Genomic DNA, 19,566 nt, shown 5'->3' with positions numbered 1-19,566 from the left:
ACCCCACCGACCACACTCCACCCGCCCGCACCGACCCCCCTCCCCCCACCCCCCGCTCCCCCGCCCTCCTCAGGCGAGGCAACCCCCCGGCACGCGCATCGAGCTGCGCACATGCAGTACGTTCGGGTCATGCCCGAGCCCGCCAAGTCCTCACGTACACCCGCCACGTCCGACGCACCGGAGAGTGCGGCGGGCAGCCGTGCCGCGAGCCAGCGGCTCAAAATGCGCCGGGAACTGGCGGCGGCGGCGATGGAACTCTTCGCCACCAAGGGGTACGAGGCCACCACCGTCGACGAGATCGCGGCCCAGGCCGGGGTCGCCCGCCGCACGTTCTTCCGCCACTTCCGCTCCAAGGAAGAGGCGATCTTCCCCGACCACGACGACACCCTGATCCGCGCCGAGGCCGTCCTCAACGCGGCCCCGGCGCACGAGCATCCGCTCGACACGGTGTGCCGGGGCATCAAGGAAGTCATGAAGATGTACGCGGCCCGCCCGGAGATCTCGGTCGCCCGCTACAAGCTGACCCGCGAGGTGCCCACCCTGCGCGAGGCCGAGATCGCCTCGGTGGCCCGCTACGAGCGGCTGTTCACCCGCTATCTGCTCGGCCACTTCGACGAGCACGCGCACGACGACGACGCCAATGACGACCCGCTGCTCGCGGAGGTCGCCGCCTCCGCCGTGGTCACCGCGCACAACCATGTGCTGCGGCGCTGGCTGCGGGCCGGTGGCCAGGGCGATGTGGAGGCGCAGCTCGACCATGCCTTCGCGATCGTCCGCAAGACGTTCGGCTCCGGCATCATGGCGGGCCGTGCGGCACCCGCGAAGCCGGCCGCCGCGACCGCCTCCACCCAGGGCGAGGTCCTGGTGACGGTGGCCCGCACGGACGCCCCGCTGGACGAGGTGATGCGGACCATCGAGGAGGCGCTGAAGGAACGCTCGTAGGTCGTCGTCCTGGTCCGCCCCGGAGGGGGCCGCGGTCTTCGGACCGCGGCCCCCTCTGTCATGTCCGGCACGGCACCGGCACCGGCAGTGGCACCGACACCCCCACCCGGCACCCGGCACCCGGCAGCGGCAGCGGCACCCATTCCAGGATCGGGACATAAGCCCACCAAAGGCGACCCCCCACCCCCACCTGATCGATCATCGCTCATTTGTTACGTAAAGATTTCACCTGAGCGCACTTTCTGGCACTCAGTGCCTTGTCAGCTGACACGCGGTGTCATACGTTGAAGGTGTCCGGCCCGTCCCGACGAGCACACCCGGCTCGTCCCGCCGGACGCCTGCGTCACAGGCACCCTCCCGCGCCACAAAGCGCTTCCCACCAGCTCAGCAGCTTCCCCCGCAGCTCACCCTCAGCGCCCCTCCCTCAGGGCGCCATTCGCCGGAGGCAACACCGTGACCGTGAAGGACATCCTGGACGCGATCCAGTCGGCCGACGCCACCGCCGCCGACTTCGCCGCACTGCCGCTCCCCGAGTCGTACCGCGCGATCACCGTGCACAAGGACGAGACGGAGCTGTTCGCGGGGCTGGAGACCCGGGACAAGGACCCGCGCAAGTCGATCCACCTGGACGACGTCCCGGTGCCCGAACTCGGGCCGGGCGAGGCCCTGGTGGCCGTCATGGCATCGAGTGTCAACTACAACTCGGTGTGGACCTCGATCTTCGAGCCGGTGCCCACCTTCGGCTTCCTGGAGCGCTACGGCAGGCTCAGCGACCTCACCCGCCGCCACGACCTGCCCTACCACGTCATCGGCTCCGATCTCGCGGGTGTGGTGCTGCGCACCGGGCCGGGTGTCAACGCCTGGCGGCCCGGCGACGAGGTCGTCGCGCACTGTCTCTCCGTCGAGCTGGAGTCGTCCGACGGGCACAACGACACCGTGCTCGACCCCGAGCAGCGGATCTGGGGCTTCGAGACCAACTTCGGCGGCCTCGCCGAGATCGCGCTGGTCAAGTCCAACCAGCTGATGCCCAAGCCGGACCACCTCAGCTGGGAGGAGGCCGCCGCACCGGGACTGGTCAACTCCACCGCCTACCGGCAGTTGGTCTCGCGCAACGGGGCCGGGATGAAGCAGGGCGACAACGTGCTGATCTGGGGCGCGAGCGGCGGCCTCGGCTCGTACGCCACCCAGTTCGCGCTGGCCGGTGGCGCCAACCCGATCTGTGTCGTCTCCAGTGAGCAGAAGGCGGCGATCTGCCGGGCGATGGGCGCCGAGGCCATCATCGACCGCACCGCCGAGGACTACCGGTTCTGGAAGGACGAGGACGCGCAGGACCCGCGCGAGTGGAAGCGGTTCGGCAAGCGCATCCGCGAGCTGACCGGCGGCGAGGACGTGGACATCGTCTTCGAGCACCCGGGCCGGGAGACCTTCGGCGCCTCGGTGTACGTGACCCGCAAGGGCGGCACCATCGTCACCTGCGCCTCCACCTCCGGCTACCGGCACGAGTACGACAACCGCTACCTCTGGATGTCCCTGAAGCGGATCATCGGCTCGCACTTCGCCAACTACCGCGAGGCGTGGGAGGCCAACCGCCTGGTCGCCAAGGGCAAGATCCACCCCACCCTCTCCAAGGTCTACGCCCTGGAGGAGACCGGCCAGGCCGCCTACGACGTCCACCGCAACCACCACCAGGGCAAGGTCGGCGTGCTGTGCCTGGCGCCGGAGGAGGGGCTCGGTGTGCGGGACGCGGAGAAGCGCGCCCGGCATGTGGACGCCATCAACCGCTTCCGGAACAGCTGAGGGCCGCCGGATGACAGAGCCCCAGCCGCCCGCCGGGAAGGACCGGCCCTGGCTCATGCGCACCTACGCCGGTCACTCCACCGCCGAGGCGTCCAACGCGCTGTACCGGCGCAATCTCGACAAGGGCCAGACCGGGCTGTCGGTGGCGTTCGACCTGCCGACCCAGACCGGCTACGACTGCGATCACATCCTGGCCCGGGGCGAGGTCGGCCGGGTCGGGGTGCCGGTCGCGCACCTCGGTGACATGCGCCGACTGTTCCAGGACATCCCGCTGGAGCGGATGAACACCTCGATGACCATCAACGCCACCGCCATGTGGCTGCTGGCGCTCTATCAGGTGGTCGCGGAGGAGCAGGGCGCGGATCTCGCGAGCCTGACCGGCACCACCCAGAACGACATCGTCAAGGAGTATCTGTCCCGGGGCACCCATGTGTTCCCGCCCGGCCCCTCGCTGCGGCTGACCACGGACATGATCTGCTACACCGTCAACAACATCCCCAAGTGGAACCCCATCAACATCTGTAGCTACCACCTCCAGGAGGCGGGGGCCACCCCGGTCCAGGAGATCGCCTACGCGATGTCCACGGCGGTCGCGGTGCTGGACGCGGTGTTCGCCTCGGGGCAGATCACCGAGGACCGCAGGGGCGAGGTGGTGGCCCGGATCTCGTTCTTCGTGAACGCGGGTGTCCGGTTCATCGAGGAGATGTGCAAGATGCGCGCCTTCTCCCGCATCTGGGACAAGATCACCGCCGAGCGCTACGGCATCGAGGACCCCCGGCAGCGCCGCTTCCGCTACGGCGTCCAGGTCAACTCGCTGGGCCTGACCGAGGCGCAGCCGGAGAACAACGTCCAGCGGATCGTGCTGGAGATGCTCGCGGTGACCCTGTCCAAGGACGCGCGGGCGCGGGCCGTGCAGTTGCCCGCCTGGAACGAGGCGCTGGGGCTGCCGCGCCCCTGGGACCAGCAGTGGAGCCTGCGCATCCAGCAGGTGCTGGCCCATGAGAGCGATCTGCTGGAGTACGAGGACATCTTCGCCGGGTCGTATGTGATCGAGGAGAAGGTCACCGCGCTGGTGAAGGAGTCGCTGGCGGAGATCGACCGGATCGAGGAGATGGGCGGCGCGATGGCCGCCGTCGAGTCGGGCTATCTGAAGGCGCGGCTGGTCGCCTCGCACGCCGAGCGGCGGGGCCGGATCGAGTCCGGCGCGGAGAAGATCGTCGGGGTCAATATCTACGAGTCGACCGAGCCGAACCCGCTGACGGCCGATCTGGACACGGCGATCATGACGGTGGACCCGGCGGTGGAGGCGCGGGCGGTGCGGGCCATCGAGGAGTGGCGCACGACCCGTCAGGAGTCCTCGGACCGGCAGGGCATGGGCGACCCGTTCCACTTCCCGACCGTCGCCCAGGCGCTGGACCGGCTCAAGGAGGCCGCGGCGGGCTCCGAGAACCTCATGGACGCGACCCTGGAGTGCGTCCGGGCGGGGGTGACCACCGGCGAGTGGGCGGGCGCCCTGCGCGAGGTGTTCGGCGAGTTCCGCGCCCCGACCGGGGTGTCCTCGGCGCCGATCGCGGTGCCCGTCGAGGAGGGCAGCGCGCTGGCCGGGGTGCGCCGCAAGGTGGAGCTCACGGCGAAGGAGCTGGCGGTGGGCAAGCTGCGGTTCCTGGTCGGCAAGCCGGGCCTGGACGGGCACTCCAACGGGGCCGAGCAGATCGCGGTGCGCGCCCGGGACGCCGGATTCGAGGTGGTGTACCAGGGCATCCGGCTCACCCCGGAGCAGATCGTGGACGCCGCGCTCGCGGAGGATGTGCACGCGGTCGGCCTGTCCATCCTGTCCGGCTCGCACACCCAGCTCGTCCCGGATGTGCTGGAGCGGCTGCGGGCGGCGGGCGCCGCGGACATCCCGGTGATCGCCGGCGGGATCATCCCGAACGCCGACGCCGAGCAGCTCAGGGCCGCCGGAGTGGCCGCCGTCTTCACCCCGAAGGACTTCGACATCACCGGGATCATCGGCCGTATCGTCGACGAGATCCGCACAGCGAACCAGCTCGACCCTCTGGAGGTCCCCGCATGACACCGCCCGTGAACCGTCTGCGTCCGCGGCGCTCCTGCCTCGCCGTGCCGGGCAGCAATCCCCGCTTCCTGGAGAAGGCCCAGGGCCTGCCCGCGGACCAGGTGTTCCTGGACCTGGAGGACGCCTGCGCCCCGCTCGCCAAGCCGGAGGCGCGGCACACCATCGTCAAGTTCCTCAACGAGGGCGACTGGACCGGCAAGACACGGGTGGTCCGGGTCAACGACTGGACGACGGAGTGGACGTACCGCGATGTCGTGACCGTGGTGGAGGGCGCGGGGCAGAACCTGGACTGCGTGATGCTGCCGAAGGTGCAGGACGCGCGGCAGGTCGTCGCGCTGGATCTGCTGCTCACCCAGATCGAGAAGACGATGGGCTTCGAGGTCGGGCGGATCGGTATCGAGGCGCAGATCGAGAACGCGCGGGGCCTGAACCATGTCAATGAGATCGCCGAGGCCAGCCCGCGGCTGGAGACCATCATCTTCGGCCCGGCCGACTTCATGGCGTCCATCAATATGAAGTCGCTGGTGGTGGGCGAGCAGCCGCCCGGCTACCCGGCGGACGCCTATCACTACATCCTGATGAAGATCTTGATGGCGGCCCGCGCCAACGACCTCCAGGCCATCGACGGCCCCTATCTCCAGATCCGCAATGTCGACGGCTACCGGGAGGTGGCCCGGCGGGCGGCGGCGCTGGGCTTCGACGGCAAGTGGGTGCTGCACCCGGGCCAGGTCGAGGCGTCCAACGAGATCTTCTCGCCGTCCCAGGAGGACTACGACCACGCCGAGCTGATCCTCGACGCCTATGACCACTACACCTCCGAGGCGGGCGGCCGGAAGGGCTCTGCGATGCTGGGCGACGAGATGATCGACGAGGCCAGCCGCAAGATGGCCCTGGTCATCGCGGGCAAGGGCCGCGCGGCCGGCCTGCGCCGCACCTCCTCCTTCGAGATCCCGGAGGACTGAGCGCGATGCGGTTCGGACGCACCTACGAGGAGTTCGAGGTCGGCGCGGTCTACAAGCACTGGCCGGGCAAGACGGTCACCGAGTACGACGACCACCTCTTCTGTCTCCTCACCATGAACCACCACCCCCTCCACCTCGACAGCCACTACGCCGAGCGGACCACCGACTTCGGCAAGAACGTGGTCGTGGGCAACTACATCTACTCCCTGCTGCTGGGCATGAGCGTGCCCGATGTCTCCGGCAAGGCGATCGCCAATCTGGAGATCGAGTCACTGCGGCATGTGGCGCCGACCTTCCACGGCGACACGCTCTACGGCGAGACGACCGTCCTGGACAAGTGGCCGTCGAAGTCGAAGAACGACCGCGGGATCGTGCATGTGGAGACCCAGGGCTACAAGCAGGACGGCACGGTCGTCTGTGTCTTCCGCCGCAAGGTGATGGTCCCCACCGAGACGTACATCAAGGAGCGCGGCGGAGAGCAGCCCGGCCGCCCGGAGCCACGGGAGAAGGAGAAATGAGCCGTCTCGCCCAGACCGCCGGACTGACCGATGTCCAGCGCGAGATCCTCGCCACCGTCCGTGACTTCGTCGACAAGGAGATCATCCCGGTCGCCACCGAGCTGGAGCACCGCGACGAGTATCCGCAGGCCATCGTGGACGGCCTCAAGGAACTGGGCCTGTTCGGCCTGATGATCCCGGAGGAGTACGGCGGTCTGGGCGAGTCCCTGCTGACGTACGCGCTGTGCGTGGAGGAGATCGCCCGGGGCTGGATGTCGGTGTCCGGCATCATCAACACCCACTTCATCGTGGCGTACATGCTGAAGCAGCACGGCACCGAGGAGCAGAAGGCGCACTTCCTGCCCCGGATGGCGGCCGGTGACATCCGGGGCGCGTTCTCGATGTCGGAGCCGGGGCTCGGCTCGGATGTCTCGGCGATCACCTCGAAGGCGGTGCGCGACGGCGACGCGTACGTCCTGACGGGTCAGAAGATGTGGCTCACCAACGGCGGGACGTCGTCGCTGGTGGCGGTGCTGGTGCGCAGCGACGAGGGGCACCCGGAGGGCACCGCCCCGCACAAGTCCATGACGACCTTCCTGGTGGAGAAGGAGCCCGGCTTCGGCGAGGTCCGCCCCGGGCTGACCATCCCCGGCAAGATCGAGAAGATGGGCTACAAGGGCGTCGACACCACCGAGCTGATCATGGACGGTCTGCGCATTCCGGCCGATCGGGTGCTGGGCGGGGCCACCGGCCGGGGTTTTTACCAAATGATGGACGGTGTCGAGGTGGGCCGGGTCAATGTCGCGGCCCGTGGCTGCGGAGTGGCTCAGCGTGCCTTCGAGCTGGGCGTCGGGTACGCCCAGCAGCGCCACACCTTCGGCAAGCCGATCGCCCAGCACCAGGCCATCCAGTTCAAGCTGGCCGAGATGGCCACCAAGGTGGAGGCCGCCCATGCGATGATGGTGAATGCGGCACGCAAAAAGGATTCCGGCGAACGAAACGACCTTGAAGCGGGGATGGCGAAGTACCTCGCCTCCGAGTACTGCAAGGAGGTCGTGGAGGACGCCTTCCGGATCCACGGCGGGTACGGCTTCTCCAAGGAGTACGAGATCGAGCGCCTCTACCGGGAGGCACCGATGCTGCTCATCGGGGAGGGCACCGCCGAGATCCAGAAAATGATCATCGGGCGCAGGCTGCTCGAAGAGTATCGGTTCCAGGGCTGAATGCCGGAGACGGGGCGTTTTGTTCGAGAAGAAGATCACACCCCGTAGGCGGTGTCCGGCCGTCGACTCGGCTTCCTGGCTTACCCAGTTGTGGCCATGAACCGCTACGATCGCCGGAAAGCCGCCGTCCCCTGTCCAGCGCGGCATCATCCGCTACGAAGGTCATCCATGCCCCACAGCCAAACCTCTGCACACCGAGACAGCCTGGTCGGCGTACGCCTCGCACGCGGAGCCTCGCCGTGGCTTCTCCCGACCGTCGCCACCGCAGCCGTCAGCCTGCTGCGCGCCCGCCGCTCGGGTGCCGCCAAGGCCGTCGCCGTCCCCGCCACCGCCCTCGCGGCGGGGATGCTGTGGTTCTTCCGCGACCCCGAGCGTGAGATCGCCACCGGCACGGTCATCTCCCCCGCCGACGGTGTGGTGCAGAGCATCATGCCGTGGAAGGACGGCCGGACCCGGGTCGCGATCTTCATGAGCCCGCTCAATGTCCATGTCAACCGCGCCCCGCTGTCCGGCACGGTGACCTCGGTCGAGCACATCCCCGGTGGTTTCGTTCCCGCCTTCAACAAGGAGAGCGAGAACAACGAGCGGGTGGTGTGGCACTTCGACACCGAGCTGGGCGACATCGAGATGATCCAGATCGCCGGTGCCGTGGCCCGCCGGATCGTGCCGTACGTGCCCGAGGGCACCAAGGTCGAGCAGGGCGAGCGCATCGGGCTGATCCGCTTCGGCTCACGCGTCGACCTCTATCTGCCGGAGGGCGTGGAGGTCGCGGTCGAGGTCGGTCAGAAGACCGTGGCTGGGGTGACTCGCATTGACCGTGATTGACCCGGAGACCCAGGCGGGCTGGGTGCCCGAGGCCGAGGAGCCCGACGACGACGAGGAGATGCCCCTCTCCCTCCGTCTGTCGATAGCGGACACCCTCACCCTCGGCAACGCCACCTGCGGCTTCATGGCGGTGTACTTCACCACCACGGGCATCCTGATCCCGCACCTCACCGGCAGCCAGGAGACCGGTATGGCCCGCCACAGCGCGGCCACGGCGGTCATCCTGATGCTCTGCGCGGCGGTCTTCGACCTCTTCGACGGCCTGGTCGCGCGCAAGCTGCGCTCCTCCCCCATGGGCGCCGAGCTGGACAACCTCTCCGACCTGATCAGCTTCGGACTGGCTCCGGCGTACTTCGTCCTGGTCTACGGCATGGTCGCGGACGACGCGCACCAGAGAGTGGCCGCGGTCGGTGCGATCGTCGTGCTGCTCGCCGTGGTCCTCAGACTCGCGCGCTTCTCCTGTGTGACGCCGCCCAACGGGATGTTCCAGGGCATGCCGAGCCCCTTCGGGGCGCTCACGGTCGTCTCCATCGTCCTGCTCGAGCTGCCTTTCGTGGCGACGCTGCTGGCGATCATCGGCACGGCCTGGCTGATGGTGAGCCGGGTGGAGTACCCCAAGCCCCGGGGGCGGCTCGCTGTCGCGATGCTGTCCTGGATCGTGGTCAGCATGGGGCTGCTCGCGGCGTGGGCGTTCGACGCGCCGAGCGGGCAGCTGCTGCTCCAGACGGGGTGTGCGCTCCAGCTCGTCATGGGTGCGGTCATTCCGCTGTTCGCCACGGCGCGCCGGGTGAACAATTTCCGGGACAATCGGCGGGAGTCTCGGGCGGCGCAATTGCCGTAGCGCTCCGCTGGGGGTGTGGGTGTGGTGTGGGGCCCTGGACCAGGTTGTGGTCCAGGGCCCCACGTGTGGAGTGGGGTGCGGTGGGGTGGTGCGGGTCGGTGGGGGTTGGGTGCGCAGTTCCCCGCGCCCCTAGGGTCGGGGGTGGGGCCGTTGGGGGGAGTGGTGCGGGGCTGTGGGGGGTGATTGCGCAGTTCCCCGCGCCCCTGGGGGGTGGGGTGGGGCCTTGTTAGATGGTGCAGGGGTGGGCTGGGGGTCGCAGGCTGGTGGGGTACAGCGCGTCCTCATGGGAGGGTCCTCATGTCCGTCACGCCTCTGGCCGGAACCGTCACACCGATCGGTGGTCCCACGCTCTCGCGCATGGGTTACGGCGCCATGCAGCTCGCCGGGCCGAATGTCTTCGGGCCGCCTAAGGACCGTGCGGAGGCTCTTGCCGTGCTGCGGGCGGCGGTCGAGGCGGGGGTCACCCATGTGGACACCGCCGACTTCTACGGGCCTGCGGTCGTCAATGAGCTGATCCGGGAGGCCCTGCACCCCTACCCGGACGAGCTGACCGTCGTCACCAAGGTCGGCGCCCGGCGCGGCAGCGACGGGAGCTGGGACATGTCCCGCGACCCCGCCGGGCTGGTCGGCCAGGTCCACGACAATCTGACCCACCTCGGCGTGGACACCCTGGACGTGGTGAATCTGCGGCTCGGCGGCGTGGACGACCCCGATGAGACGTCCCTCGCCGAGCCTTTCGCCGCCCTCGCCGAGCTGCGCGACCAGGGCCTGATCCGGCATCTGGGCCTCAGCAATGTCACGGACGCGCAGCTGACGGAGGCGCGGGGCATCGCGCCGGTCGTCACCGTCCAGAACCGCTACAACCTGGCCCAGCGCCGGGACGACGCCCTGGTCGCCCGTTGCGCGGCCGAGGGCATCGCCTTTGTGCCGTACTTCCCGCTGGGCGGCTTCACCCCGATCCAGTCGGACCGTCTGACCAAGGTCTCCGCCGAGCTGGCCGCCTCCCCGCAGCAGATCGCCCTGGCCTGGCTCCTGCACCGCTCCCCCACGATCGCCGTGATCCCCGGGACGTCGTCCCTGGCCCATCTGCGGGAGAACCTGGCGGCGGCGGATCTTGTGCTGCCGGAGGGGGTGGTGGGGGAGCTGGATGGGGTGGGTGAGGTGGGTGGGGGGTGAGGGCGGGGGTTGGGGGCGTCAGGTCAGGTGGTTGTGGGCTATGTGTTGGGCCACGCGTTCCAGCAGGGGGCCCGCGTTGGTGACGCACTTCGTGATGTCGGGTTCCTCGTCCGTGAGGGGGTAGGCGCGGCTGATGCCGGATCGGGTCAGGGACTCGGGAGACAGGGCCAGTCGGCCGCAGACCGCGATGACCTCCTTGCCCGCCGCTCGGGCCGCCGCGGCGACGCCCGCCGGGGCCTTGCCGTGCAGGGTCTGTTCGTCGAGGGAACCCTCGCCGGTGATGACCAGGTCGGCGCGGGCCAGTGCCGGGGCGAAGCCGAGGACGTCGAGCATCACCTCGATGCCGGGGCGGAACCGGGCGCCGACGATCAGGGCGCCGTAGCCGATGCCGCCCGCCGCGCCCGCGCCCGGGGCGGCGGCGTACTCCGCGGCCCTCGGGCCCGCCGTTTCCTCCAGGACCTTCGCGTAGTGGGCGAGGGCGGCGTCCAGGGCCGCCACGTCGTCCGGTGTGGCGCCCTTCTGCGGGCCGTAGACCGCTGGGGCGCCCTTGGGGCCGGTCAGGGGGTTGTCCACATCGCTGGCGAGGATGAGGTCGGTGGTGGCGAGGCGGGGGTCCAGGGTGGACAGGTCGGCCGTCGCCAGGTCGACGAGGCCGCCGCCGCCCGGGGCCACCGGGTCGCCGTCGGCGTCCAGGAAGCGGGCGCCGAGGGCCGTCAGCATGCCCGCGCCGCCGTCCGTGGTGGCGCTGCCGCCGACGCCGAAGACAAGGGTCCGGGCGCCCGCGTCCAGCGCGGCCAGCAGCAGTTCGCCGGAGCCGCGGGTGGAGGCGCGCAGGGGGGCGAAGACGCCCCGGGGCAGTCGCTGGAGGCCGCTGGCCTCGGCCATCTCGACCACGGCGGTGCCGTCACGGAGGGCGAACGCCGCCGTCACCGGGTCGCCGAGCGGTCCGGCGACCCGCACCTCATGGCGGGTGAATCCGGCGGCGACGGCCGCGGCCACCGTGCCGTCGCCGCCGTCGGCGACCGGGAGGGCCTCGACGGCGAGGTCCGGCACGATCCGGCGCAGTCCGGCCGTCACCCGCTCGGCGACCTCGACCGCCGTCAGCGAGCCCTTGAACTTGTCGGCGGCGATCAGTACCCGCCGGGTACCGCGCACGTCAGCAGCGTCTGCCACTTGCCATCCCCTCGCTCCTCGGGCCTTGAGCACATCAAGCAACGAGCATCAAGGCAGTCGCGCCGATGCGACCTTAACCGGAGGGCGCCTGTGCCGTCATGCCCCGGGAGGTGTCCGCGGGGCTGGCTACCCTTGCCAAGGTGACCTCTTCTGATGCTTCCGATGCTTCTGTCGCTGCCGGCACTTCCGGCACTTCTGGTACTTCCGGCACTTCTGACTTCGCCGCGTACATCGCCGGGCTGCCCCGGGTCCTCGCCGGTGCCGCCGCGCTCTTCCGGGACGCGGAGGGGCGGGTGCTGCTGGTCGAGCCCAACTACCGGGACGGCTGGACCCTGCCCGGCGGCACCATCGAGTCGGACGGCGGGGAGACCCCGCGCCAGGGCGCCCGGCGGGAGACCGCGGAGGAGATCGGGCTGGACCGCCCGCTGGGGCGGCTGCTCGCCGTCGACTGGGTGTACCGGGCGGGCTGGCCGCCGCTCGTGGCCTACCTCTACGACGGCGGAGTGCTCAGCGACACGGACCTCAAGGCGATCCGGCTCCAGGAGGAGGAGCTGCTGTCCTGGCGGCTGGTCCCCCGCGAGGAGCTGGGCCCCTATCTGCGGGGCGCCCTGGGCCCCCGGGTGCGGATCGCCCTGGACGTCCTGGCGGACGGCTCGGGCACGGCGGAGCTGGAGAACGGCGAGCGGGTGGACTGAGGGCGCGCGGCCCTCGTTCCGGCGGGGCGTGACGGCGCGAGGGTGCCGGTGCCCCGGTCGGCGCCGTACCTCGGCCGTACGGATGCCTGACGGATATCTGTTCGCACCGCTCGGGCCGCCCGCTCTACCCTCGGCGGCATGACCAAGCCCCTCGTCGCCCTGCTCAGCGGCGCCGGTATCAGCACCGACTCCGGCATCCCCGACTACCGGGGCCCGGCCGGGCTGTGGCGGCGGGATCCCGAGGCCGAGAAGCTCGTGACGTACGCGTACTACATGGGCGATCCGGAGATCCGGCGGCGGTCCTGGCGGATGCGGCGCGAGAACCGCACCCTGAAGGCCGAGCCGAACGCCGCCCACCGGGCCGTGGCCGCGCTGGAGCGGTCCGGCGTCCCGGTCCGGGTGATCACCCAGAACGTCGACGGGCTGCACCAGCTCGCCGGGATGCCCGCCCGCAAGGTGCTGGAACTGCACGGCAGCGCCCGGAGCGTGGTGTGCACCGGGTGCGGGGCGCGCGGGCCGATGGAGGACGCCCTCGCCCGGGTGGCGGCCGGGGAGGAGGACCCGCCCTGTCTGGAGTGCGGGGCCATCCTGAAGTCGGCGACGGTGATGTTCGGGGAGAAGCTCGATCCGGGCGTGCTCGGTGCGGCGGTCGCCATCGCCAAGGCGTGCCAGGTGTTCTTCGCCGTCGGCAGCACCCTCCAGGTCCAGCCCGCCGCCGGGCTCGCGGGGGTCGCCGCCGACCACGGGGCCCGGCTGATCATCGTCAACGCCGAGCCGACCCCGTACGACGAGCTGGCCGACGACGTCGTACGGGAGCCGATCGGGACGGCGTTGCCGCGGCTGCTGGGGGAGCTGGCGGGGAGCTGACGGTCAGAACAGGGCCGTGCCGCGTTCGAAGTCCAGGAGGCGGCGCTTGCGGTCGAGGCCGCCGCCGTAGCCGGTGAGGCTGCCCGCGGCGCCGATGACGCGGTGGCAGGGGACGATGATGCTGATGGGATTCTTGCCGTTGGCGAGACCCACCGCGCGGGACGCCTTCGGGTTGCCGAGGGCGTCGGCGAGATCGCCGTAGGAGCGGGTCTCGCCGAACGGGATGCGGCAGAGCTGGTCCCAGACGGTGCGCTGGAAGTCGGTGCCGTCGAGGCGGAGTTCGAGGTCGAAGTCCTTGAGGTCGCCGGAGAAGTACGCCTCCAGCTGTTCCTCGGCCGCCGCGAACGCCGGGGCCGCGTCGGCGCGGTCGCCGAAGCTCTCCTCCGGTGGGCGGTGGCGCTGGCCGGTCATATAGACCCCGCACAGGACGCCGTCCTCGGCGACCAGGGTGAGCGGGTCATACGGGCTGTCGATGACGGTGTGGATGCGGGTGGGGGTGGGGGTGGGGGTACGGGTTTGGGTGCGCATGGGGTTCGTCCTTGGGTGTGCGTCGCTGGGTGGATCGTAGGGGGGTGGGGACACCGGGTCAGGCCGGCAGGACGTTGATGGGGTGGTCGTCGGTCGCCCACAGGTACTGGACCGCGTACGCGCGCCAGGGGCGCCAGGCCGTGGCGCGGGCCGTGAGGGCGGCCGGGGTGGCGGGCAGGCCGAGGCTCTGCGCGGCGCGGCGGATGCCCAGGTCGGTGGGGAGGAAGGCGTCGGGGTCGCCGAGAGCCCGCATCGCGATGACATCGGCGGTCCAGGGGCCGAAGCCGGGCAGTGCGAGGAGTTGTTCGCGGGTCCGGGGCCAGTCGCTCTCCACCCCGAGGTGGAGGGTGGAGTCGGCGAGGCGGGCGACCAGGGTGGTGAAGGTGGCCCGGCGGGTGCGGGGCAGGGCGAGGGTGGCGGGGTCGACGGACGCCAGCCGCTCGGTCGAGGGGAAGAGGTGGGTGAGGCCGCCCTCGGGGTCGGTCACCGGGTCGCCGTGGGCGGTGACCAGCCGGGCCGCGTGGGTGCGGGCGGCGGCCGTGGAGACCTGCTGCCCCAGCACCGCGCGGACCGCGAACTCCGCCTCGTCGACCGTGCGCGGCACCCGGCGCCCCGGCGCCTTGTCCACCAGCGGCGCCAGCAGCGGATCGGTGCGCAACTGGTCGTCGACGGCGACCGGATCGGCGTCCAGATCCAGCAGTCGGCGGCAGCGGGCGATGGCGACCGGCAGATCCCGCAGGTCGGAGAGGGTGAGCCGGCAGGCGATGTGGTCGGGGGTCGGGGTCAGCGCGACGATCCCCTGCCCGTACGGCAGCCGCAGGGTGCGGCGGTAGGCGCCGTCCCGCCACTCCTCGACCCCGGGGACGGCGGTGGCGGCGAGGTGGCCGAAGAGGTTGTCGGGGTTCAGCGGGGTGCGGAACGGCAGCCGCAGGGTCAGGGCACCGGTGGTGGCCTGGGGGCGCTGACCCCGGGGGCGGCGGGCGCGCAGCTCGCCGGGGGCGAGGGCGAAGACCTCGCGGACGGTGTCGTTGAACGTGCGGATCGAGGCGAAACCGGCGGCGAACGCCAGCTCGGCCATCGGCAGATCCGTCGTCTCGATGAGCAGCCGGGCGGTCTCGGCGCGCTGGGCGCGGGCGAGGGCGAGCGGTCCGGCGCCGAGTTCGGCGAGGAGCTGGCGCTCGATCTGGCGGGTGCTGTAGCCGAGGCGGGCGGCGAGGCCGGGGACGCCCTCGCGGTCCACCACTCCATCGGCGATCAGCCGCATGGCGCGGGCGGTGAGGTCGGCGCGCTGGTTCCACTGGGGGGAGCCGGGGCTGGTGTCGGGGCGGCAGCGCTTGCAGGCGCGGAATCCGGCCTGCTGGCAGGCGGCGGCGCTGGGCAGGAAGACCATGTTCTCGGGCTTGGGCGGCACCACCGGGCAGCTGGGCCGGCAGTAGATGCCGGTGGTCAGGACCGCGGTGTAGAACCAGCCGTCGAACCGCGCGTCCTTGGAGCGGACGGCGCGGACACAGCGTTCGGTGTCGGTGTGCATCCCGTTCTGCATACGTCCAGCATCGGGCACCGTGCCGGTGCCCGGCTGGCGAGAATCCGACATCTACCTCGGCTGTGCTGGGCCGGTCCGGTTCACCTGCCCGCATCGCGGTGGGGCGGCCGGGTCAGCGGTGCGCTGTGCGGGCATGGGCCGCCCGGTGGGTCGTCTCCTGGCGGCTGGCCAGCGCCCAGATCACGAAGACGTCGATGGCCATCACGACCACGGACCAGACCGGCGCGTACGGCAGGAACAGGAACTGGAAGATCAGGCTGAGCGAGGCCAGCACGATACCGGCGATCCTGGCCCAGGCGGCGCCCATCAGGACACCCCAGCCGGTGAGCGCGACGAGGACGCCGAGGACCAGATGGATCCAGCCCCAGCCGGTCAGATTGATCTCGTAGACATAGGTGCCGACGCGGGTGTAGACGTCGTCCTTGGCGATGGCCGAGATGCCCTGGAGCACCGCGAGCACACCGCTGACCAGCAGCAGCACACCGGCGAAGGTGACTCCGCCGGTGACCCAGGCGTCACCTCCGGCGCCCGCGGGACGGGGCGGGCGCGCGCTCCAGGCGTCGCCGACCTCGCTGTCCGGGGGGCGGGTGGTGCCGGGGTCCTGGGGGCCGGGGGATCCCGGTGACCCGGGTGATCCCGACGGCCCTGGCGACCCTGGTGTTCCCGGGGTCGTGTATCCGCCGCCGCCCTGCGGACCCGAGGGGCCTGACGTGCCGTGGCCGCCCTGCGGTTGCTCTCCACCCGGTTGCGCTGCGTTCTGGCTCATGGGGCCAGGAGACCTCGGAGGAGTGGGGGTGGCGAGTGGTGTGGGCCGAATGGGTGAATCGGGGGGCCGGGAGGGGGGAGCCTGGGACTGGTTCTGGGCCTGGGGCGGGGGCGGGGCGAGGGGATCGGACGGTGGGCGCGGATCGGCGGTGGTGGGTGGGCGGTGCCGAGAGCCGGCGGCGTCGGCGGAGGCGCCCGTTGGTTCACATGTTGATCATGTGTCCCGCCAGGCCGTGCAGGGCCTCCTTGACCGCCTCGCTCAGGGTCGGGTGGGCGTGGACATTGCGGGCGGCCTCGTGGACGGTGAGGTCCCACTGCTGGGCGAGGGTCAGTTCGGGGAGGAGTTCGGTGACATCGGGGCCGATGAGGTGGCCGCCGATCAGCTCGCCGTATGTGGCGTCGCTGATCAGCTTGACGAAGCCGGTGGTGTCGCCGAAGCCGTGTGCCTTGCCGTTGGCGGTGAAGGGGAACTTGGCCACCTTGACGTCATAGCCCAGTTCGCGGGCCTGGGCCTCGGTGTAGCCGAAGCTGGCGATCTGGGGCTGGCAGAACGTGGCGCGCGGGATCATCGCGTAGTCCAGCTCCATGGTCTCCGCGTCGGCGAGGGTCTCGGCGGCGATGACGCCCATGGACTCGGCGGCGTGCGCGAGCATCAGTTTCGCGGTGACATCGCCGATGGCGTACAGATGCGGGACGGACGTACGGCAGTGGCCGTCGACGTCGATCGCGCCGCGCTCGGTGAGGCGGACGCCCGTGTTCTCCAGGCCGTAGCCCTCCACATTGGGCTGGAAGCCGATCGCCTGGAGCACCTTGTCGGCCTCCAGGATCTGCTGGGAGCCGTCCTGGGCGGTGACGGTGACCCGGACCTGGGGACCGGACTCGTCGATGGTGTCGACCCGGGTGGAGGTGAGGACCTCGATGCCGAGCCTGCGGTACTGGCGGGCGAGTTCGGTGGAGACCTCGGCGTCCTCCAGGGGGGCCATCCGGTCCAGGAATTCGACGATGGTCACCTTCACACCGTAGTTGTGCAGGACGTAGGCGAACTCGACGCCGATCGCCCCGGCGCCCGCGATGATCACCGATCCCGGCAGTTCCTCGGCGAGGATCTGCTCCTCGAAGGTCACCACGCGGGCGGTGCGGCGGGTGCCGGGGAGGAGGCGGGGGCTGGCGCCGGTGGCGATCACGCAGTGCTCGAAGGTGAGGGTGCGGGTGGTGCCCTCGTAGTCGGTGACCTGGAGGGTGTGCGGGTCGAGGAAGGTGCCGCGGCCGTCGAACTCGGTGATCTTGTTCTTCTTCATCAGGTAGTGGACGCCCTTGACGCGGCCGTCGGCGACCTTGCGGCTGCGCCGGAACGCCTCGCCGTAGTCGAAGGTGACCGTGCCGTCGACCTTGATGCCGAAGGTCTTGCGCTCATGGGTGAAGAGATGGGCCAGTTCGGCGTTGCGCAGCAGGGCCTTGGTGGGGATGCAGCCGACGTTGAGACAGACGCCGCCCCAGTACTTCTCCTCGATCACGGCGACGCGCTTGCCGAGCTGGGCGGCGCGGACGGCGGCGACATAGCCGCCGGGGCCGGCGCCGAGTACCACGACGTCGAAACGCTCGGTGTCCTGGTCGTCCATGGGGGTGCCTTTCCGGGTGGGGCCTCGTTCAGGTTCGGCCGAAGTGGGGGGCGAACGCGTCGTGGGCGCGGTCGTCGAAGACCACGAATCTGACCTCGGTGGCGGCGGTGGCGGTCGCGCGGACCGTCTCCACCGCGATGCGGGCGCCGTCCGCCAGCGGCCAGCCGTAGACACCGGTGGAGATCGCGGGGAAGGCGATCGTCCGGGCGCCCAGGTCGTCGGCGACCCGCAGTGACGCGCGGTAGCAGGAGGCGAGCAGCTCGGAGCGGTCCTCGGTGGTGCTGTGGACGGGGCCGACGGTGTGGATGACCCATCGGGCGTCCAGCAGTCCGGCGGTGGTGGCGACGGCCCGGCCGGTGGGCAGGCCCTTGCCGTACCGGGAGGCGCGCAGGGCCCGGCACTCGGCGAGGATGGCCGGTCCGCCCCGGCGGTGGATGGCGCCGTCCACGCCGCCGCCGCCGAGCAGGGAGGAGTTGGCGGCGTTGACGATCGCGTCGACGGACTGCTCGGTGATGTCGCCCCGCACGAGGGTCAGCGTGGTCATGCGCGCAGTCGCCTCCAGACGGCTTTCGCCGCGTTGTGCCCGGACATCCCGTGGACGCCGGGGCCGGGCGGGGTGGCCGACGAGCAGATGAAGACGGCGGGGTGGGGTGTCCGGTAGGGGGCGAGGGTGAGTCTGGGGCGGAGCAGAAGCTGGAGGCCCGAGGTGGCGCCGGAGGCGATGTCGCCGCCGACGTAGTTGGCGTTGCGGGCGGCCAGTTCGGGGGGGCCGGCGGTGGCTCGGGCCAGGATCCGGTCCCGGAAGCCGGGGGCGAACCGCTCCAGCTGGCGTTCGATGGCATCGGTGAGGTCACCGGTGTAGCCGTGGGGCACATGGCCGTACGCCCAGAAGACCTGTTTGCCGTCGGGGGCGCGGGTGGGATCGACGACGCCGGGCTGCACGGTGATCAGGAAGGGGCGGTCGGGTGCCCGGCCCTCGCGGGACACGGCCCGTAGCGCGGTGCCGATCTCGGCGGAGTCCGCGCCGATCTGCACGGTTCCGGCGATCCTGGCCTCGGGCGCGGTCCAGGGCACCGGGCCGTCCAGCGCGTAGTCGACCTTGAAGACTCCGGGGCCGTAGCGGTAGCCGTCGTAGGCGGAGCCGAAGCCGGCGATGCGGGCCAGCGCGGTGGGTGAGGTGTCGAAGACATAGGCGCGGGCGGGCGGCAGATCGTCCAGCCGCTTCACCTCGAAACCGGTGTGCACGGTGCCGCCGCACTCGATGAGATACGAGGTGAGGGCGTCGGAGATGGACTGGGAGCCGCCCTGGGCCACCGGCCAGCCCCGGGCGTGCGCGGCGAGGGCGAAGACCAGGCCGACGGCGCCGGTGGCGAAGCCGCTCAGCGGGGCCATGACATGGGCGACGAGTCCGCTGAAGAGGGTCTTGGCGCGCTCGTCGTGGAAGCGGCGGGTCAGCCAGGTGGACGGGGGCAGTCCGGCGAGGCCGAAGCGGGCGAGGGTGACCGGGTCGCGGGGCAGCGCGGTGCGCGGCAGGGACATGAAGTCCTGGACGAGGGTGTCCCAGTGGGGGAGGAACGGGGCGATCAGTCTGCGGTACGCCCCCGCGTCGCGCGGGCCGAAGGACGCGGCGGTCTCGGCGACCGAGCGGGCCAGCACGGCGGCGCCGCCGTCGGGGAAGGGGTGGGCCATGGGCAGCTCGGGGTGCAGCCAGGTCAGTCCGTGCCGCTCCAGGGGCAGGGCGCGGAACGCCGGGGAGTTGACCCCGAGCGGGTGGGCCGCGGAACAGGGGTCGTGGCGGAATCCGGGGAGGGTCAGCTCCTCGGTGCGGGCGCCGCCGCCCACGGTGTCCGCGGCCTCGAAGACGGCCACGGAGAAGCCGCGGCGGGCCAGCTCCACGGCAGCGGTCAGCCCGTTCGGCCCCGCTCCTACCACGACCGCGTCGAGCATTGACGGCACCTTCGGACTCCTTCGTCAGCCGATGGCCACTCGGGATCAGGATATGTCGGGGGACGGGGGGTGGGTGGGGGTGGGGGTGGGTG

Annotated in this window: 17 protein-coding genes and 1 pseudogene; 11 read left to right on the top strand and 7 right to left on the bottom strand. The window is 71.1% G+C overall.

Annotation, left to right across the window (positions count from 1 at the left end; translation table 11 throughout):
- Positions 1-129 precede the first annotated feature (129 nt).
- The 9 genes from ABZX40_RS11965 (at position 130) to ABZX40_RS11925 (ending at position 10,337) form a co-directional block, all read left to right on the top strand.
- Entirely contained in the window at positions 130-942 is an 813-nt protein-coding gene (locus tag ABZX40_RS11965; RefSeq protein ID WP_355732471.1) for a TetR family transcriptional regulator, read from the top strand.
- 453 nt (positions 943-1,395) lie between these two features.
- The gene (gene ccrA, locus ABZX40_RS11960) at positions 1,396-2,739 is read left to right on the top strand and encodes a crotonyl-CoA carboxylase/reductase (RefSeq protein ID WP_355732474.1); all 1,344 of its coding nucleotides are present in this window, start codon (positions 1,396-1,398) and stop codon (positions 2,737-2,739) included.
- Positions 2,740-2,749: 10 nt separating this feature from the next.
- Positions 2,750-4,813, top strand: a complete 2,064-nt coding sequence (locus ABZX40_RS11955) for a protein meaA (protein ID WP_355732476.1) — start codon at positions 2,750-2,752, stop codon at positions 4,811-4,813.
- A complete protein-coding gene (locus ABZX40_RS11950) occupies positions 4,810-5,775 on the top strand; it encodes a CoA ester lyase (RefSeq protein WP_355732478.1) in 966 nt (321 codons plus the stop codon). Before ABZX40_RS11955 ends, ABZX40_RS11950 begins: the two co-directional genes overlap by 4 nt.
- 5 nt (positions 5,776-5,780) lie before the next feature.
- Entirely contained in the window at positions 5,781-6,293 is a 513-nt protein-coding gene (locus ABZX40_RS11945; RefSeq protein WP_355732480.1) for a MaoC family dehydratase, read from the top strand.
- Positions 6,290-7,495, top strand: coding sequence for an acyl-CoA dehydrogenase family protein (locus tag ABZX40_RS11940; protein ID WP_355732482.1), 1,206 nt, complete (start codon positions 6,290-6,292; stop codon positions 7,493-7,495). The genes ABZX40_RS11945 and ABZX40_RS11940 overlap by 4 nt, the downstream gene beginning before the upstream one ends.
- A 168-nt stretch (positions 7,496-7,663) precedes the next feature.
- Positions 7,664-8,320: a phosphatidylserine decarboxylase gene (locus tag ABZX40_RS11935; RefSeq protein WP_355732484.1), complete on the top strand. Its 657-nt coding sequence runs from the start codon at positions 7,664-7,666 to the stop codon at positions 8,318-8,320.
- Positions 8,307-9,161 (top strand): CDP-diacylglycerol--serine O-phosphatidyltransferase, encoded by an 855-nt coding sequence (gene pssA / locus ABZX40_RS11930; RefSeq protein ID WP_355732487.1) that lies wholly within the window; start codon positions 8,307-8,309, stop codon positions 9,159-9,161. The genes ABZX40_RS11935 and pssA overlap by 14 nt, the downstream gene beginning before the upstream one ends.
- A 297-nt stretch (positions 9,162-9,458) precedes the next feature.
- Positions 9,459-10,337 carry an oxidoreductase gene (locus ABZX40_RS11925; RefSeq protein ID WP_355732490.1) on the top strand — a complete coding sequence of 293 codons (879 nt, stop codon included), beginning with the start codon at positions 9,459-9,461 and terminating at the stop codon, positions 10,335-10,337.
- A gap of 18 nt (positions 10,338-10,355) precedes the next feature.
- Here ABZX40_RS11925 and ABZX40_RS11920 read toward each other — a convergent pair whose 3' ends face one another.
- Positions 10,356-11,492 carry a glycerate kinase gene (locus ABZX40_RS11920; RefSeq protein ID WP_355732492.1) on the bottom strand — a complete coding sequence of 379 codons (1,137 nt, stop codon included), beginning with the start codon at positions 11,490-11,492 and terminating at the stop codon, positions 10,356-10,358.
- 248 nt (positions 11,493-11,740) lie between these two features.
- On the opposite strand from ABZX40_RS11920, the gene ABZX40_RS11915 reads away from it, so the two are divergent.
- Complete coding sequence (locus ABZX40_RS11915) at positions 11,741-12,205, top strand: NUDIX hydrolase (RefSeq protein ID WP_355732719.1); 465 nt, start codon at positions 11,741-11,743, stop codon at positions 12,203-12,205.
- Between the two features lie 138 nt (positions 12,206-12,343).
- Positions 12,344-13,072 (top strand): Sir2 family NAD-dependent protein deacetylase, encoded by a 729-nt coding sequence (locus ABZX40_RS11910; protein ID WP_355732495.1) that lies wholly within the window; start codon positions 12,344-12,346, stop codon positions 13,070-13,072.
- A gap of 3 nt (positions 13,073-13,075) precedes the next feature.
- Here the strand turns inward: ABZX40_RS11910 and ABZX40_RS11905 are convergent, their stop codons facing one another.
- From ABZX40_RS11905 to ABZX40_RS11880, 6 genes and pseudogenes are all read right to left on the bottom strand, one after another.
- On the bottom strand, positions 13,076-13,600 hold the full coding sequence (locus tag ABZX40_RS11905; protein ID WP_355732499.1) for a methylated-DNA--[protein]-cysteine S-methyltransferase: 525 nt from the start codon (positions 13,598-13,600) through the stop codon (positions 13,076-13,078).
- A 58-nt stretch (positions 13,601-13,658) separates the two neighbouring features.
- Positions 13,659-15,143, bottom strand: coding sequence for an AlkA N-terminal domain-containing protein (locus ABZX40_RS11900; protein WP_355732502.1), 1,485 nt, complete (start codon positions 15,141-15,143; stop codon positions 13,659-13,661).
- 112 nt (positions 15,144-15,255) lie between these two features.
- Positions 15,256-15,654 (bottom strand): annotated as a pseudogene (locus ABZX40_RS11895) (hypothetical protein); the annotation flags it as partial.
- A gap of 457 nt (positions 15,655-16,111) precedes the next feature.
- Positions 16,112-17,527, bottom strand: coding sequence for a dihydrolipoyl dehydrogenase (gene lpdA, locus ABZX40_RS11890; protein ID WP_355732505.1), 1,416 nt, complete (start codon positions 17,525-17,527; stop codon positions 16,112-16,114).
- Between the two features lie 28 nt (positions 17,528-17,555).
- On the bottom strand, positions 17,556-18,071 hold the full coding sequence (locus ABZX40_RS11885; RefSeq protein WP_355732508.1) for an O-acetyl-ADP-ribose deacetylase: 516 nt from the start codon (positions 18,069-18,071) through the stop codon (positions 17,556-17,558).
- Positions 18,068-19,474: an NAD(P)/FAD-dependent oxidoreductase gene (locus tag ABZX40_RS11880; protein ID WP_355732722.1), complete on the bottom strand. Its 1,407-nt coding sequence runs from the start codon at positions 19,472-19,474 to the stop codon at positions 18,068-18,070. Before ABZX40_RS11880 ends, ABZX40_RS11885 begins: the two co-directional genes overlap by 4 nt.
- Positions 19,475-19,566: the final 92 nt, after the last annotated feature.

It is taken from the genome of Streptomyces sp. NPDC004610 (assembly GCF_040609715.1).
In the GTDB taxonomy this organism is placed as follows: domain Bacteria; phylum Actinomycetota; class Actinomycetes; order Streptomycetales; family Streptomycetaceae; genus Streptomyces.
This window is presented reverse-complemented; position numbering and strand designations above follow the sequence as displayed.